Source organism: Agrobacterium sp. CFBP2214 (genome assembly GCF_030209895.1).
GTDB lineage: Bacteria > Pseudomonadota > Alphaproteobacteria > Rhizobiales > Rhizobiaceae > Agrobacterium > Agrobacterium radiobacter.
In genome coordinates this window covers 359,593-374,875 of record NZ_JARVRC010000003.1, presented here as the reverse complement: position 1 = coordinate 374,875, position 15,283 = coordinate 359,593, and the positions used below count along the sequence as shown (strand labels likewise).

At 60.9% G+C, this 15,283-nt stretch carries 12 protein-coding genes; 7 read left to right on the top strand and 5 right to left on the bottom strand.

Annotated features, from left to right (window positions below):
• Positions 1 to 87: 87 nt before the first annotated feature.
• Complete coding sequence (locus QRN60_RS09045; protein ID WP_003507867.1) at positions 88 to 861, bottom strand: ABC transporter substrate-binding protein; 774 nt, start codon at positions 859 to 861, stop codon at positions 88 to 90.
• 341 nt (positions 862 to 1,202) lie between these two features.
• On the opposite strand from QRN60_RS09045, the gene QRN60_RS09040 reads away from it, so the two are divergent.
• The gene (locus tag QRN60_RS09040; RefSeq protein ID WP_129565008.1) at positions 1,203 to 3,482 is read left to right on the top strand and encodes an OmpA family protein; all 2,280 of its coding nucleotides are present in this window, start codon (positions 1,203 to 1,205) and stop codon (positions 3,480 to 3,482) included.
• A gap of 184 nt (positions 3,483 to 3,666) precedes the next feature.
• Here the strand turns inward: QRN60_RS09040 and QRN60_RS09035 are convergent, their stop codons facing one another.
• Positions 3,667 to 4,590, bottom strand: a complete 924-nt coding sequence (locus QRN60_RS09035) for a pseudouridine-5'-phosphate glycosidase (RefSeq protein WP_060723296.1) — start codon at positions 4,588 to 4,590, stop codon at positions 3,667 to 3,669.
• A 29-nt stretch (positions 4,591 to 4,619) separates the two neighbouring features.
• Positions 4,620 to 5,561 carry a carbohydrate kinase family protein gene (locus tag QRN60_RS09030; protein WP_003507876.1) on the bottom strand — a complete coding sequence of 314 codons (942 nt, stop codon included), beginning with the start codon at positions 5,559 to 5,561 and terminating at the stop codon, positions 4,620 to 4,622.
• Between the two features lie 246 nt (positions 5,562 to 5,807).
• Here QRN60_RS09030 and recA point away from each other — a divergent pair, with 246 nt between their 5' ends.
• Both recA and alaS read left to right on the top strand, forming a co-directional pair.
• Positions 5,808 to 6,899 (top strand): recombinase RecA, encoded by a 1,092-nt coding sequence (gene recA, locus QRN60_RS09025; RefSeq protein WP_020012874.1) that lies wholly within the window; start codon positions 5,808 to 5,810, stop codon positions 6,897 to 6,899.
• 233 nt (positions 6,900 to 7,132) lie between these two features.
• Positions 7,133 to 9,796: an alanine--tRNA ligase gene (alaS, locus tag QRN60_RS09020; RefSeq protein ID WP_129565007.1), complete on the top strand. Its 2,664-nt coding sequence runs from the start codon at positions 7,133 to 7,135 to the stop codon at positions 9,794 to 9,796.
• 88 nt (positions 9,797 to 9,884) lie between these two features.
• On the opposite strand, the gene QRN60_RS09015 is transcribed toward alaS, so the two are convergent.
• A complete protein-coding gene (locus QRN60_RS09015) occupies positions 9,885 to 10,511 on the bottom strand; it encodes a glutathione S-transferase family protein (RefSeq protein WP_003507880.1) in 627 nt (208 codons plus the stop codon).
• A gap of 350 nt (positions 10,512 to 10,861) precedes the next feature.
• Positions 10,862 to 12,076, bottom strand: a complete 1,215-nt coding sequence (locus QRN60_RS09010; protein WP_129565006.1) for an NADP-dependent isocitrate dehydrogenase — start codon at positions 12,074 to 12,076, stop codon at positions 10,862 to 10,864.
• A gap of 215 nt (positions 12,077 to 12,291) precedes the next feature.
• Between QRN60_RS09010 and QRN60_RS09005 the strand changes: the two genes are divergently transcribed.
• The 4 genes from QRN60_RS09005 to QRN60_RS08990 all read left to right on the top strand — a co-directional run bounded on the left by QRN60_RS09005 (position 12,292) and on the right by QRN60_RS08990 (position 15,218).
• The gene (locus QRN60_RS09005) at positions 12,292 to 12,822 is read left to right on the top strand and encodes a hypothetical protein (protein ID WP_020012867.1); all 531 of its coding nucleotides are present in this window, start codon (positions 12,292 to 12,294) and stop codon (positions 12,820 to 12,822) included.
• 116 nt (positions 12,823 to 12,938) lie between these two features.
• The gene (locus tag QRN60_RS09000; RefSeq protein WP_003507883.1) at positions 12,939 to 13,781 is read left to right on the top strand and encodes an RNA methyltransferase; all 843 of its coding nucleotides are present in this window, start codon (positions 12,939 to 12,941) and stop codon (positions 13,779 to 13,781) included.
• Positions 13,765 to 14,586 carry a glutamate racemase gene (gene murI, locus QRN60_RS08995; protein WP_129565005.1) on the top strand — a complete coding sequence of 274 codons (822 nt, stop codon included), beginning with the start codon at positions 13,765 to 13,767 and terminating at the stop codon, positions 14,584 to 14,586. The genes QRN60_RS09000 and murI overlap by 17 nt, the downstream gene beginning before the upstream one ends.
• A 392-nt stretch (positions 14,587 to 14,978) precedes the next feature.
• Positions 14,979 to 15,218 (top strand): hypothetical protein, encoded by a 240-nt coding sequence (locus QRN60_RS08990; RefSeq protein ID WP_003507887.1) that lies wholly within the window; start codon positions 14,979 to 14,981, stop codon positions 15,216 to 15,218.
• The last annotated feature ends 65 nt before the right edge of the window (positions 15,219 to 15,283 follow it).

Sequence of the window (15,283 nt, the reverse complement as noted above, 5' to 3'; positions counted from 1 at the left end):
CCGCCGTGATTGTTATCGTGACGTTTTCAAACAAAAATGGCGGAAGGGCAAGCCTTCCGCCACGAGATTTCAACAGATCGAACAGGCTTACTCGCCGTAAACGTCGAAATCGAAGTATTTTTTGTTGATCTCCTGATACTTGCCGCTGGCGCGGATGCCGGCGATGGCGGCGGTGAACTTGTCGGCGAGCGCCGTGTCACCCTTGCGCACGGCAACGCCCGCGCCATTGCCGTTGATCTCGACGTCGACCTTGAGCGGCGTCAGGATCTTGCAGCAGGCGCCGGCATCCGTCTTCAGCCATTCCGAAAGCACGACGATGTCGTCGATGACGGCGTCGATGCGGCCATTGGCGATGTCGAGCTTATATTCGTCGGCGGTCGGATACATCTTCACGTCGGCATCCGGGAAATGCTTTTCGGCATAGTTGGAGTGGGTGGTGGAACCCTGCGCGCCGAGCGACTTGCCCTTGAGATCATCGAGGGACTTGATCGGCGAATCCTTCGGTACGGCGATAGCCGGCGGGGTGTTGTAATATTTCTTGGAGAAGTCGACCTTCTGGAGACGTTCCGGCGTGATCGACATGGACGCGATGATGGCGTCGAACTTCTTGGCCTGCAGGGCGGGGATGATGCCGTCCCAGTCATTGGTGACGAAGGTGCACTCGGCCTTCATTTGTTCGCACAGCGCCTTGGCGATGTCGATGTCGAAGCCGGTCAGCGTGCCGTCGGCTTCGAGATTGTTGAAGGGCGGATAGGCGCCTTCGGTGCCGATGACGATCTTGTCCTGCGCGAGGGCTGCGCCCGACAACAGCGAGATGGCGGCAATCGATACGGCTGCGAGCAGACGGGTGGAAATAGGCATTTCGATCCTCTCTTTTGGTCGTTCATCCGCAGTCTGTTGTTGTTTTCAGTGCGGACGCCATGGGCGCTGGGCGCGGCAGGACGGAGGATACCGCCTGTGGCCTTCAGCGCGGATGCAATTATTCATCCGGTTGGTCAAAAAATGCAACTGCAATATTAGCCATCGCGTTTGTGCCGCAGAGCCTCCACGAAAAGGCCTTGATCTGTTCATTTCCGGTACAGAACGCTTTGTTCATCATGGGAACCGAAGTGTGTGCCGGGCGTTGACCAGCGCCTGCACGCGCAGCCGGAATCACGATGTCGCAAGACTGGCGACCAATAATGGCAGATGAGGAAACACCGATGCTGAAGAAGAACACATTGCTGACGGGGGTGGTTTTCCCCCTCATGTCGCTGGCGATTGCGGTGGAGCCGGCCGCGGCCGGTTTTGCCGGTGCCGCGCGGGCGCAGGCGCTTCCCGGACAGGCGACGACCGGTCAGGTGATTCTGGCGCAGGCGCAGCCGGAAGAGCCGAACCCGGAAGAGGAACTGCGCAAGCGGCGCAAGCAGGCCGAAGAGGCGCAGCCGCAGGCCGAGCCGCAACGCCAGGAGCGCGCACCGGAACCGCCGCGTGAGCCGGAGTCCAAACGCGAAGCCGCGCCCGCCGAGCCACGCCCAGAACCGCAGAGGGAGCCCCAGAGGGAACCCCAGCGTGAGCCGCAGCCCGAACCCCAGCGGGAACCGCAGCAGCAGCGCGAGGCCCGCCCGGAGCCCGCGCCGGCCGAACAGCCGCAGGAGCGTCCCCGCAAACCAGAACGCGCACAGGAGCCGCAGGGCGAGGGCGAACAGCGCCCGGCACGCCAGCGCGAGGCGGCACCCGAAGCCGCACCTGCCGAGGAGCAGCCGAAGGAACGTCCGCGCAAGCCCGAACGGGCCGAGCAGCCCGCAGGTGAGGGTGAGCAGCAGCGTCCCCGTAAGGAGCGCGCGAAAGAACCCGCAGCCGAACAGGAGCCCGCAGCACGCCCTGAAAATGCCGAGCAGCCGACCAAGCCTCGCGAGCCGGCGCCTTCCAAAAAGCCGCAGGTAGAGGAAAAGGCCCCGGAACAGAAAGCCGAACCGGCTGAAAAAGCCGTTCCGGAGAAAAAGCCTGCCGCCCCGGAGCCGGCAGTGAAGGAAGCACCGGTTCCAACCGAAGCCCCGACGCCCGCACGTCCGCCGGCGCCCGAGGCCCAGCCCAATCCCGCACCGGGTCGTCAGCCTTCCGAACAGCCGCCGGTAGAGGGCCAGGGTAGAACTGAACCTGCAGCCCCGCTGCCAGGCGCGCCGACGCCTCCGCCGCCGAGCGGTACGACGACCGGACAGGCGCCGGCCGGCGAACCCGTGCCCAATCAGGTCGCTGTTCCGCAGACGGAAGCGCCGCCGATGACGAAGGAAGAGCTGGACAAGGCCAAGGCCATTGCCAAGGACCCGTCCAAGACCGCCGATACCGTCATTCTGCCGGTCGACAAGGGTGCCGCCGTTCTCGACAGCGACAAGGAAGTGGAACGCTCCGGCAACCGCCAGACCCGCGAGGAGCGCCGTCGTGAACGCGAGCAGGCCGGCGACGTGAAGGTTCCGACATCGGACGCCGAAGCGCAGCGCGCCGGCGCCGCCGAAGGCAAGGCTCCGCCACCGCCCGTCAAGATGGAGGCGATCACCTCCCAGCAGGGCGAACGTGTCGATCGTCGTCCGCAATATGAGCGGCCGGAAGGTGTGCGCGAATGGCAGCCGCGCGAAGGCCGCCCGCGCGATCGGGATCGTGACGGCGATGCGCCGATCATCCTGCAATTCGGCGACCGTGTCGTGGTGCGCGGCGATGATAACCAGCGCTTCATCCGCGATGGTGGTGAGCCCTACTACGAGCGCTTGGGCGGCGGCCGTGTCCGCGAAACCGTGGAGCGCCGCGATGGAACGCAGGTGGTTACGATCCGCAACCGTTATGGCGACGTGATCCAGCGCTCGCGCATCGACGATCGCGGCCGCGAATATGTGCTGTTCTATGCACCGGAGCTGATGGAAGATCCGGACCGTGATTATGTCTATCGCGATCCCGGCCTCGACCTGCCACCGATGCGCCTGCGCATTCCCGTGACCGATTACATCATCGACACGTCGAGCGATCCGGACCGCGATTATTATCGCTTCCTGGAACAGCCGCCCGTCGAACCGGTGGAGCGGGTCTATTCGCTGGATGAAGTGCGTTATTCGGCCCGTATCCGCGACAAGGTGCGCCGTATCGACCTCGATACGATTACCTTCGCCACAGGCAGCGCGGAAATTCCGATGGCGCAGGCACGCTCCCTGCGCAAGGTGGCTGATGCCATCAACAAGGCGCTCAACAAGAACCCGGGGGAAACCTTCCTGATCGAAGGCCATACCGATGCCGTCGGTTCGGATGAAAGCAACCTCGTTCTCTCGGACGAGCGCGCCGCTTCCGTCGCCAATGTGCTGACCGATGTTTACGGTATTCCGCCGGAAAACCTCGCGACTCAAGGCTATGGCGAGCGTTACCTGAAGGTTCAGACACTTGGCCCGGAACAGCAGAACCGCCGCGTCACCATCCGCCGCGTGACGCCGCTGGTGAAGCCGGTCGCCCAGAACTGATCAGGTTCAGGAACTGAAAAGAAAAAGGCCCGGAAAGCGCAAGCTTTCCGGGCCTTTTTTGTTGGTTGCGAGGCCTTCTGCTTTCACACCGTCATCCTCGCCCTTGAGGCGAGGATCCATTCCTGCGAGCGCATCGTGGATCCTCGGATCAAGCCTGAGGATGACTGAGAAGACGATTTTTTCTTCAGTTCAGCGCCACGGCGATCTCAGCAGCAAGCTGCGCATTGTTGCGCACCAGCGCAATATTGGTCTCCAGGCTGCGGCCATCTGTGAGGCGGAAAATATCGCCGAGCAGGTAGGGGGTGACTTCCTTGCCGGTGACTTCGTCGCGCTCGGCGTGCGAGATGGCGCGGTTGATGTAGATTTCCATCTCCTCGCGCGGAATTTCGTCTGCTTCCGGCACGGGATTGGCCACCAGCATGCCGCCGTCGATGCCCAGCTGTTCGCGGGTTGCCTGGAAATTGGCAATCGCCGCCGGGCTATTGAGCGAAAGCGGGCTCGACAGGCCGGAAGAGCGGGACCAGAAGGCCGGGAATTCTTCCGACCCGAAGGTGACGACAGGCACGCCGTTGGTTTCGAGAACCTCCAGCGTCTTCGGAATATCGAGAATGGCTTTCGCGCCGGCGCAGACGACGATCACGCCGGTCTTGGCAAGCTCGGTCAGATCGGCGGAGATGTCGAAGGTCTCTTCCGCGCCCTTGTGCACGCCGCCGATACCGCCTGTCGCAAAAACGCGGATGTCGGCGCGGGCGGCGGCGATCATGGTGGCTGCAACCGTGGTCGCGCCCGTGCGGCGCTCGGCGATGGCAAAGGCGATATCGGCGCGCGAGACCTTCATGGCGTCGGTTGTCTGGGCAAGCGCCTCAAGCTGGTCCTTCTCAAGACCGATATGCAGCGTGCCGTGAATGACGGCGATGGTGGCCGGAACCGCACCCTGATCGCGGATGATCTGTTCGACGCTTTCGGCCATCTCGATGTTGCCGGGATAGGGCATGCCATGGGTGATGATGGTCGATTCAAGCGCCACGATCGGCGCGCCGCGCTGCTTGGCTGCGGCGACTTCCTGAGAATAGACGATGGGCAGGAGCGGGGAGATGGGGCGGGTCATGGCATCTGTTCCAGTTTTCAAAAGCGGGTTCATGCCAGCATTTCAGCCTGGGGAACAAGCCCCAACATGGCTTCGACACTGTCTTTTGATAGTTCATGCGAGGTGGCGAAGGGGGACTGCACGGTGATGGCCGCCGCGGCCGCCCCCTGTCGCAAGGCCTCCGCAATCGTCTTTCCCTCGGCGATGGCGGCGAGATAACCAGAGGCCATGGCGTCGCCCGCACCGGTGACATCCTTCACCTCGCGGATGAGAGGCGGGTGGAGGATTGCTTTTTCCGTTCCATTGAAGGCAACGACTTCGCTTGCGCCGCGCGTAACGACGCCGCCGCAAAGCCCGGCCTTGCGCAGAATATCCGGCCAGTCCCGGACATTGGCGGCCGTCTCGCCGGTCAGCGCGCGGGCTTCCGCCTCGTTCATGAAGAGGATGTCGATATCGCCGAGCGCCGCTTTCAGCTTCACCGCCTTGGCGGGCGATATGGCAATGGCCGCCAGCGGTTTTTCGCAGGCGCGGGCAACGAGGCCGAGCGCCGTCAGCGTATCATCCGGCAGATTGGCGTCGCAAAGCAGAATATCGCTGGCGGTAATGGCTTCGCGCACGGCGCGTATCTTCAGGCGGCGCGGGGTGAAGAGCTTGTAGAGGTCCATATCCGCAAGCGCGATGACGAGGTTGCCGTCACGCTCCAGAATGGCGGTGTAGCTCGGCGTGCGGCGGTCGAGGAAGGTGAAGGGCGTGTCTTCAACACCCGCCTGCTTCGCAGCCTCCGCCACCGCTTCGCCTGTCACGTCACCGCCGCGCGGAGCAATGATGCGGACCTGAAAACCGAGGCGGGAGAGATTGCGCGCGGCGTTGAAACCGCCGCCGCCCGCCTCTTCCATCCAGGAGCCGGGGTTGCTCGCGCCGGGCGCCGTCTCAGTCTCGATCATGCCGCGCCGGTCAATATGCGCGCCGCCCAGAACGAGTATTTTCTTCACGCTTGCGTTTCCCTCTTTGGCGGATGGAAAGACCGGACGATTCGGCCTAAACTGACGTCTTCCTGACCTCGCATCCGGTTTGCGGCGATGGGCCGGGCACGGAAAAACGAAAGCAGAACAAACTACTTATCGCTATTTGTTTTCAATATGCTGGCTCAGCCTTGCGAAATGAGAACAAATAGAGTACATACCGTTTCCATACTGCTTCATTGCCTGTGCGGCTTCAATAACCTAAAGGTGGTTCGGATGGCACAAAATTCTTTGCGTCTCGTAGAGGATAAATCGGTGGATAAAAGCAAGGCACTGGAAGCGGCGCTCTCCCAGATCGAACGGTCGTTCGGCAAGGGATCGATTATGAAGCTCGGTTCCAATGAAAATGTGGTTGAGGTGGAGACTGTTTCGACGGGTTCTCTCAGCCTGGATATCGCGCTCGGCATCGGCGGTTTGCCGAAGGGGCGCATCGTTGAAATTTATGGCCCGGAAAGCTCGGGTAAGACGACGCTGGCGCTGCAGACGATTGCGGAAGCCCAGAAAAAGGGCGGCATCTGCGCCTTCGTGGATGCCGAGCATGCGCTCGATCCGGTCTATGCCCGCAAGCTTGGCGTGGATTTGCAGGGCCTTCTTATCTCGCAGCCGGATACGGGCGAGCAGGCGCTTGAGATCACCGATACGCTGGTGCGTTCCGGTGCGGTTGATGTCCTGGTGGTCGACTCCGTTGCGGCGCTGACGCCGCGGGCGGAAATCGAAGGTGAGATGGGCGACAGCCTGCCGGGTCTTCAGGCCCGCCTGATGAGCCAGGCGCTGCGCAAGCTGACCGCTTCGATCTCCAAGTCGAAATGCATGGTCATCTTCATCAACCAGATCCGCATGAAGATCGGCGTCATGTTCGGTTCGCCGGAAACGACGACAGGCGGTAACGCTCTCAAGTTCTATGCGTCCGTTCGCCTCGACATCCGCCGTATCGGCGCCGTCAAGGAGCGCGAAGAGGTTGTCGGCAACCAGACCCGCGTCAAGGTCGTCAAGAACAAGATGGCTCCGCCCTTCAAGCAGGTGGAATTCGACATCATGTATGGCGAGGGTGTTTCCAAGACCGGTGAACTCGTCGACCTCGGCGTAAAGGCCGGTATCGTCGAAAAATCCGGTGCATGGTTCTCCTATAACAGCCAGCGTCTGGGGCAGGGGCGTGAAAACGCCAAGACCTTCCTGCGTGACAATCCGGAAACGGCAAATGAGATCGAACTGGCATTGCGCCAGAATGCCGGTCTGATCGCCGACCGCTTCCTGCAGAATGGCGGCCCGGATGCCGGTGAAGGCGACGACGGCAGCGACGAAGGCTGATGCCTTTCCGTGAAGTCTGGGGCATCGCCGCCCGCAGACTTCCCTTAACTTGTATAGATCAAAAAAGGGTCGTGCGATTTTTCTTCGCGCGGCCCTTTTTCTTTGCCTATATGTCTTGCTTCGCCTCCATGGCTGGACAGGGCAGGATGCGGACGATAAAAGCCAGTGATTTTGCAATATAGCCATCATTTCCGGTGGCGGTGATGGACTCCAGCTGTGAGCGGTGTGTGGGCATGAGCGGTGTGAATGAAATTCGGTCGACCTTTCTCGACTACTTCAAGAAGAACGGACACGAGATCGTGCCCTCCAGCCCGCTGGTGCCGCGCAACGATCCGACACTGATGTTCACCAATGCCGGCATGGTGCAGTTCAAGAACGTCTTCACCGGTCTTGAAAGCCGTCCTTATTCCACGGCCGCTTCGGCGCAGAAATGCGTTCGCGCCGGCGGCAAGCATAACGACCTCGATAATGTCGGTTATACCGCTCGCCACCACACCTTCTTCGAAATGCTCGGCAATTTCTCCTTCGGCGATTATTTCAAGGAAGAAGCGATCACCCATGCCTGGAACCTGATCACCAGGGAATTTGGCATCGACCGCAACCGTCTGCTGGTGACTGTCTATCACACCGACGACGAGGCCTTTAATCTCTGGAAGAAGATCGCCGGTTTTTCCGACGACCGCATCATCCGCATCCCGACCAGCGACAATTTCTGGGCAATGGGCGATACCGGCCCCTGCGGTCCCTGTTCGGAAATCTTCTACGACCACGGTGATCACATCTGGGGCGGACCTCCCGGCTCGCCGGAAGAGGATGGCGACCGGTTCATCGAAATCTGGAACCTCGTCTTCATGCAATATGAGCAGCTGACGAAGGAAGAGCGCATCGACCTGCCGCGCCCGTCAATCGACACCGGCATGGGTCTTGAGCGTATTTCCGCGCTGCTGCAGGGCAAGCACGACAATTACGATACGGATCTGTTCCGCGCGCTGATTGCTGCTTCCGTGGAAGCGACCGGTGTTCCGGCCGAAGGTGAAAAGCGCGCCAGCCACCGGGTCATCGCCGACCATCTGCGCTCTTCCGCTTTCCTGATCGCCGATGGCGTCCTGCCGTCCAATGAAGGCCGCGGTTATGTCCTGCGCCGCATCATGCGTCGCGCCATGCGCCATGCCGAGCTTCTCGGCGCGCGCGAGCCGCTGATCTATAAGCTGCTGCCAGCGCTGGTACAGCAGATGGGCCGCGCCTATCCGGAACTGGTTCGCGCCGAGGCGCTGATTTCTGAAACGCTGAAGCTGGAGGAAACCCGTTTCCGCAAGACCCTGGAACGCGGCCTGTCGCTTCTCTCCGACGCCACCTCGACCCTGCACAAGGGCGACATGCTGGACGGCGAAACGGCTTTCAAGCTTTACGACACCTATGGTTTCCCGCTCGATCTGACGCAGGATGCGCTGCGCGCCCGTGAGATCGGCGTCGATATTTCCGGCTTCACCGACGCCATGCAGCGCCAGAAGGCGGAAGCCCGCTCGCACTGGGCCGGCTCCGGCGACAAGGCGACCGAAACCGTCTGGTTCGAACTGAAGGAAAAGTTCGGCGCGACCGAATTCCTCGGTTACGATACTGAAACCGCCGAAGGCGTCATTCAGGCGATCGTCAAGGACGGCAAGTCGGTGGACAGTGCCGCCGAGGGCGAGACGGTCCAGATCGTCGTCAACCAGACGCCGTTTTATGGCGAGTCCGGTGGCCAGATGGGCGATACGGGCGTTATCTCCGGCGACAATGGCGCGTTTGCCGTTTCCGACACCCAGAAAAAGGGTGAAGGCCTGTTCGTGCATTTGGGCACCGTTTCCAAGGGTGGATTGAAGCTCGACGAAGCCGTGCAGCTGACGGTCGATCATGACCGTCGTTCGCGTCTGCGCGCCAACCACTCCGCCACCCACCTGCTGCACGAGGCGCTGCGCGAGGTGCTCGGCACGCACGTCGCCCAGAAGGGTTCGCTGGTCGCGCCCGAGCGCCTGCGCTTCGACGTTTCGCATCCGAAGCCGATGTCGGCCGAGGAGCTGAAGGTGGTCGAGGAGATGGCGAACGAAATCGTCTTGCAGAACTCGCCTGTTGTCACCCGCCTGATGAGCGTCGACGACGCCATTGCCGAGGGTGCGATGGCGCTGTTCGGTGAAAAATATGGCGATGAGGTTCGCGTGGTGTCCATGGGCACCGGCGTTCACGGTGCGAAAGCCAACCGTCCCTATTCCGTCGAGCTTTGCGGCGGCACGCATGTGGCGGCAACAGGCCAGATCGGCCTCATCCGCATTCTCGGCGAAAGCGCTGTTGGTGCCGGCGTGCGCCGTCTCGAAGCCGTAACGGGGCAGGGCGCGCTTGCCTATCTCGCCGAGCAGGATGAGCGGGTGAAGGCGCTGGCCTCTTCCCTGAAGGTTCAGCCGGGCGACGTGCTGTCGCGTGTCGAGGGACTTCTCGACGAGCGCAAGAAGCTGGAGCGCGAGCTTGCGGATGCCCGCAAGAAACTCGCAATGGGCGGCGGTTCGTCGGATGCCGGTGCAAACGACGTCCAGCAGGTCGCGGGCGTCAATTTCCTGGCGAAATCCCTCTCCGGCATCGATGCCAAGGACCTCAAGGGCCTTGCCGATGAGGCCAAGGCCAATCTCGGCTCGGGCGTCGTGCTTTTGATTGCCGTTTCCGAAGATGGCAAAGCAAGCGCTGTTGCGGCCGTGACGGAAGATCTGACGGCCCGTTTCAGCGCCGTTGATATCGTCCGCACCGCGTCTGCCGCCCTTGGCGGCAAGGGCGGCGGCGGTCGCCCTGATATGGCGCAGGCCGGCGGCCCGGATGGCGCCAAGGCGCAGGATGCCATCGAAGCGGTGGCGGCGGCCCTGGCGGCCTAGTCAGAGCAAATTCAAAAAGGGCGGGGTTTTACCCCCGCCCTTTTGATTCTGGTTCAAGCCTCCGGCGCAGAACAGCGGTTCCCGTCTTTCAGCCCGTCGCCTGCAAGTCCTTTGCCGCTTCCTCATCGAGCTGGGCGGCCCGCTTGAAGGCCGGGCGTTCGGTGAGATGGGCCATGTAATCGAGAAAGGCCGGGCGTTTTTCGATCGTGCCGAAATGCAGCCCCCAGCCGATATGGGCACCGACATAGACATCCGCTGCGGTAAAGAGATCACCGGCGATAAAGCGGTTTTCGCTGACGGCCCGTTCAAGCGTATTCATCACATCCGCATAGCTGCCGCAGCCGGCCATGCGCAGCTTCTCCTTCGGCACTTCGAAACCCATCGCCTTCATGCTTGCCGCCATTTCCAGCGGGCCTGCGGCAAAGAACATCCAGCGATAATAAAGCCCACGTGCCTTGGGCGTGGGCGCAAGGTTCGCGCCGGGAAAGGCATCGGCGAGATAGGCGCAGATCGCTGCCGCCTCGGTGACGATCGTATCGCCGTGTTTGATGGCGGGCACCTTCGCCATCGGATTTATCAGCCGATAGGCGGGCGATTTCATCGAGGTCTCGAAACCCAGTATTTCCGTTCGGTATGGAACGCCCACTTCCTCGAGCATCCACCGCGCGATGCGTCCGCGCGACATAGGGTTGGTGTAGAAGATCAATTCACTCATGCTTTTGCCTCCCCAAGCAAAATCCTCGAAGCATCCCGGGAAAACCGATGCGGATTTCGCGCCTGCGCTTCGCTTTTTTTAAGTCCGCAGCATCCTTCGCGTGTTCCCTAAGACCGCGCTGATGCTCCTATGAACGTTTGACTGTGCCGGGCAAGTTATGTGCAAGTAGATGCTATTTAAGTTTTGTCTTATTGTTGTACTGGCCGCAGCACGCGGAATCGAAGTCTGCGCCTAGTACAACAGCTAATCAAGATACTGTGAACAAAAAAGAAACCAGACGTTTCAGCTCTACGGTACACATAAAAAACCCGGCGCTGAGGCCGGGTTTTGAAGTCGCTGGGAAAGCAGGCTTAAGCCGCCATCGCCTTCTTGAGGTTCTCGTCGATCTTGTCGAGGAAGGCGGTGGTGGAGAGCCAGGGCTGGTCCGGACCGATGAGGAGGGCCAGATCCTTGGTCATGAAGCCGCTTTCAACGGTGTCGACGCAGACGGTTTCGAGCGTCGTTGCGAACTTTGCGAGCTCGGCATTGTCGTCCAGCTTGGCGCGGTGGGCGAGGCCACGTGTCCAGGCGAAGATCGAGGCGATCGAGTTGGTCGAGGTTTCCTGACCCTTCTGGTGCTGGCGGTAGTGGCGCGTAACCGTGCCGTGCGCAGCTTCGGCTTCGACTGTGCGGCCGTCCGGTGACAGAAGAACTGAGGTCATCAGGCCGAGCGAGCCGAAGCCCTGCGCAACCGTGTCGGACTGCACGTCGCCGTCATAGTTCTTGCAGGCCCAGATGTAGCCGCCGGACCACTTCAGCGCGGAAGCGACCATGTCGTCGATCAGGCGGTGCTCATAGGTGATACCGGCTTCGTCGAACTGCGCCTTGAACTCGGTCTGGTAGACTTCTTCGAAGATATCCTTGAAGCGGCCGTCATAGGCCTTGAGGATGGTGTTCTTCGTGGAGAGGTAAACCGGCCACTTGCGCATCAGGCCATAATTCATGGAGGCGCGGGCGAATTCGCGGATGGATTCGTCGAGGTTGTACATGGCAAGAGCCACGCCAGCGCTCGGGGCATCGAAGACGTCCTTTTCGATGACCTGACCGTCTTCACCGACGAACTTGATGGTCAGCTTGCCCTTGCCGGGGAACTTGAAATCGGTTGCCTTGTACTGGTCGCCGAAAGCGTGACGGCCGACAACGATCGGCTTGGTCCAGCCGGGAACGAGGCGCGGAACGTTCTTGCAGATGATCGGCTCGCGGAAGATGACGCCGCCCAGAATGTTGCGGATCGTGCCGTTAGGGCTCTTCCACATCTGCTTCAGGCCGAATTCCTCGACGCGGGCTTCATCCGGGGTGATGGTGGCGCACTTGATGCCGACGCCGTGCTTCTTGATGGCGTGCGCCGCGTCGACAGTGACCTGGTCGTTGGTGGCGTCGCGGTGTTCAACCGAGAGATCGTAATATTCGATGTCGAGATCGAGGTATGGCAGGATCAGCTTGTCCTTGATGAGCTGCCAGATGATACGGGTCATTTCGTCGCCGTCGAGATCGACGACCGGATTGGCTACCTTGATCTTTGCCATGAATTCCTCACCTTCGAAGCTGTGGCGTCTGATAACGCCGGTATTCGGAAAAATATCCGGTGCGGCTATAGCATTGCGAGCGTCTGAGGCAAAGCCATGGGGGGCGCTTTTTTGGCGCAGCGCAATAACGCTTTGCGCATTGCCAAACCATAATGCCGGAATACAGTCAGGCGAATCGCTTCGCCCGCTTGTCGGGCCTACCCCGGGATCACATCATGCGGAATATTCTGCTTCTGACTGCCGCCGTCCTCTTTTCCCACAGCGCCCTTGCTGCCGGGCCCACCGATCCCGTCCAGAAGGTGATGGATATCACCGTCAAGAACTGGTCCGGCGACGCCGAAAACTGGAAATACATCTTTGATGAGGACATGCTGACCAGCCTGTTCAGCAAGGATTTCGTCGCACAATATCACGAAGCGTCCAAGAAGCCGGCCTACGAGGCAGAAAGCGGGGAGAAGGGTGATCCCTTCGGTTACGATGTCGTGACCAACTCCCAGGATGGCTGCCCGCTGCAGGAAGTTTCAGTGACGGCCGGTGCGGTGAAGGACGGCGTGACTGACGTGACGGCGAAATTCAAGCTCTGGGCCTGCATGGACGAGGCGGAGATGAAGGCGACGGTTGACGAAGTGCATTTCGACGTCGTCGAGGAGGATGGCCGGCCGGTCATCAGCGATATTCATCGCGTTGGCGACGAGGGCAGGGATTCGCTGCGCGAAGAGATGGCGACGATCATCAAGGGGGAGTGAAGAGGACGCTCACACCCCTCCGCCTTTGATTTTAGCGCCGATCTGTGCCAGTGAGGCGCGCTTTAGCGTATCGGTTCGAAAATCGACGCGCCGCTTCAGAAAACGGACAAAAGACGATGGCAGGCACAAACAGCGAGCTTGAACTTGTGGCGGAAGGCCCGGCGATCATTCTGGTCGAACCGCAGCTCGGCGAAAATATTGGTATGGTGGCGCGGGCGATGGCCAATTTCGGCCTCGCCGAATTGCGCCTGGTCAATCCGCGTGACGGCTGGCCGAGCGAGAAAGCGCGCGCTGCCGCTTCCAAGGCCGACCATGTCATCGATGCAACGAAGGTGTTCGAGACGCTGGAAGAGGCGATCAAGGACCTGAACTTCGTTTATGCCACGACCGCGCGCGAGCGTTACGGTTTCAAGCCGGTGCGTGCGCCCGTCACCGCCGCCGAGACATTGCGTGCAAAATTCAAGACGGGCGAAAGGACCGGCATCCTGTTCGGGCGCGAGCGCTGGGGCCTTACCAACGAAGAGGTGGCGCTGGCCGACGAGATTGTGACCTTCCCGGTCAATCCCGCCTTTGCCTCGCTCAACATCGCGCAGGCCGTGCTTTTGATGTCCTATGAGTGGATGAAGTCAGGCATGGACGATCTGGGCGAAACGCTTTTCCAGTCCGTCGAGCAGCGGCCCTCCACCAAGGAACAGGTTTTCGGCCTGTTCGAACATATCGAGGAAGCGCTGGACGCGCGTGGTTATTTCCATCCGCCCGAAAAAAAGCCGAAAATGGTCGACAATCTGCGCGCCGTGCTGTCGAGACGTGGTTTTTCCGAGCAGGAAATCAGTGTTTTCCGTGGCGTGATCAATTCGCTCGACCGTTTTCCCCGGCAATGGCCCAAGCAGGCAGGCCGGGCGGGAACGGCAGAGGGAATATTGGCGAAGGGAACCGGGGAGCATGCTGAAGACGAGTGAGGCGGCCGCCGATGTACTGAAACCGGTGCTGGTGTTCGATTCCGGCATTGGCGGGCTGACGGTTCTGCGCGAGGCGCGCGTGCTGATGCCTGAGCGCGGTTTCATCTATGTGGCCGACGATGCGGGTTTTCCCTATGGCGGCTGGGAGGAGGAGGCGCTGAAGGCGCGCATTCTCTCGCTCTTCGAAACGCTGCTGCAGGATTACAGCCCGGAAGTCTGCATCATCGCCTGCAACACGGCCTTCACGCTCGCGGGTGCCGATCTTCGCGCCCGCTTTCCGCAGATGACTTTTGTCGGCACCGTGCCCGCCATCAAACCGGCGGCGGAGCGCACCCGTTCGGGCCTGGTTTCCGTGCTGGCGACACCGGGCACCGTCAAGCGCGCTTATACGCGCGATCTCATCCAGTCCTTCGCCACCCAATGCCATGTCCGTCTCGTTGGCTCGGAAAATCTGGCACGCATGGCGGAAAGCTGGATCAGGGGCGAGCCGGTTCCGGACGAGGCGGTTCTGGCCGAAATAGAACCCTGCTTCATTGATAGCGACGGCAAGCGCACAGACATCATCGTGCTTGCCTGTACCCATTATCCCTTCATGGCCAATGTGTTTCGCCGGTTGGCGCCCTGGCCGGTGGACTGGCTGGACCCGGCCGAGGCGATCGCAAGGCGCGCCCGCCATCTGGTGCCGCTGCCGCAGGATGCGGAGCATCCCGATGGTTTCGACTTCGCCGTCTTCACGTCAGGCAAGCCGGATTTTGCCACCCGGCGGCTGATGCAGGGATTTGGTCTCACCGTTTCGTTGACCTGAGTTTCGCTGCCCAGCCGCCTGTTGTATTTTTGCATCTGTTTTGCCCGTCTTTTGCAATTCGAGATTGCGGCCTCTTGTCGCGCCGGATTTCTTATGTAAGATGTTTCTCGTCTGTAACCGCTATGAATGGAGGCGTGGAATGACCAATGACATGAATATGCGCCTTAACGGCATGTCTGGCTTTTCCGGCATGGTCTTCGGTGGTTATGTGATGCGAGGCATCTCCCTCCGATAAGGCTTAAAGCCTGATTTCCCTGCCGTTAGGCATTTTCACTTCGTCCGACATGTGACTTGCGCGTCCGCGTGGCATGACTGCTGCGCCCGCCGTTTCGGCATGTCGTTTTCCATCGATAAAGGACCTGGCCGCTTTGCCGCGCCGGGATGGATTTCCCATGCAGAAAAATCAACCATTGGTAGCATATGCGCTGCCGGATGCGGTCGATCGCTTGTTCGTCACATTCGGCGTCTGGAAAACTCTCAAAGCGGTTCTCACAGCCGCGCTGGTGCCGCGTGCGCCGCCGACTGATCCTGCCGATCTGCCTGAGCGCCTTTTGGTCGACATCGGCCTTGACCCCTCGCGCGTAAAGCGGCGGCGGGATTGGGAGGTTCCTCACTGGGCGCCCCGGTTTTGATGTGATGGCCTCTCCCGCGCAGACATGCGGGAGGGGCCGTATCGAACTTTGACCGCCGATGGCGG

Bases quoted from the DNA above. Each gene is read 5' to 3' on its own strand.
- QRN60_RS09045 (WP_003507867.1), bottom strand. From the start codon at position 861: ATGCCTATTTCCACCCGTCTGCTCGCAGCCGTATCGATTGCCGCCATC.
- QRN60_RS09040 (WP_129565008.1), top strand. From the start codon at position 1,203: ATGCTGAAGAAGAACACATTGCTGACGGGGGTGGTTTTCCCCCTCATG.
- QRN60_RS09035 (WP_060723296.1), bottom strand. From the start codon at position 4,590: ATGACCCGCCCCATCTCCCCGCTCCTGCCCATCGTCTATTCTCAGGAA.
- recA (WP_020012874.1), top strand. From the start codon at position 5,808: ATGGCACAAAATTCTTTGCGTCTCGTAGAGGATAAATCGGTGGATAAA.
- alaS (WP_129565007.1), top strand. From the start codon at position 7,133: ATGAGCGGTGTGAATGAAATTCGGTCGACCTTTCTCGACTACTTCAAG.
- QRN60_RS09015 (WP_003507880.1), bottom strand. From the start codon at position 10,511: ATGAGTGAATTGATCTTCTACACCAACCCTATGTCGCGCGGACGCATC.
- QRN60_RS09010 (WP_129565006.1), bottom strand. From the start codon at position 12,076: ATGGCAAAGATCAAGGTAGCCAATCCGGTCGTCGATCTCGACGGCGAC.
- QRN60_RS09005 (WP_020012867.1), top strand. From the start codon at position 12,292: ATGCGGAATATTCTGCTTCTGACTGCCGCCGTCCTCTTTTCCCACAGC.
- QRN60_RS09000 (WP_003507883.1), top strand. From the start codon at position 12,939: ATGGCAGGCACAAACAGCGAGCTTGAACTTGTGGCGGAAGGCCCGGCG.
- murI (WP_129565005.1), top strand. From the start codon at position 13,765: ATGCTGAAGACGAGTGAGGCGGCCGCCGATGTACTGAAACCGGTGCTG.
- QRN60_RS08990 (WP_003507887.1), top strand. From the start codon at position 14,979: ATGCAGAAAAATCAACCATTGGTAGCATATGCGCTGCCGGATGCGGTC.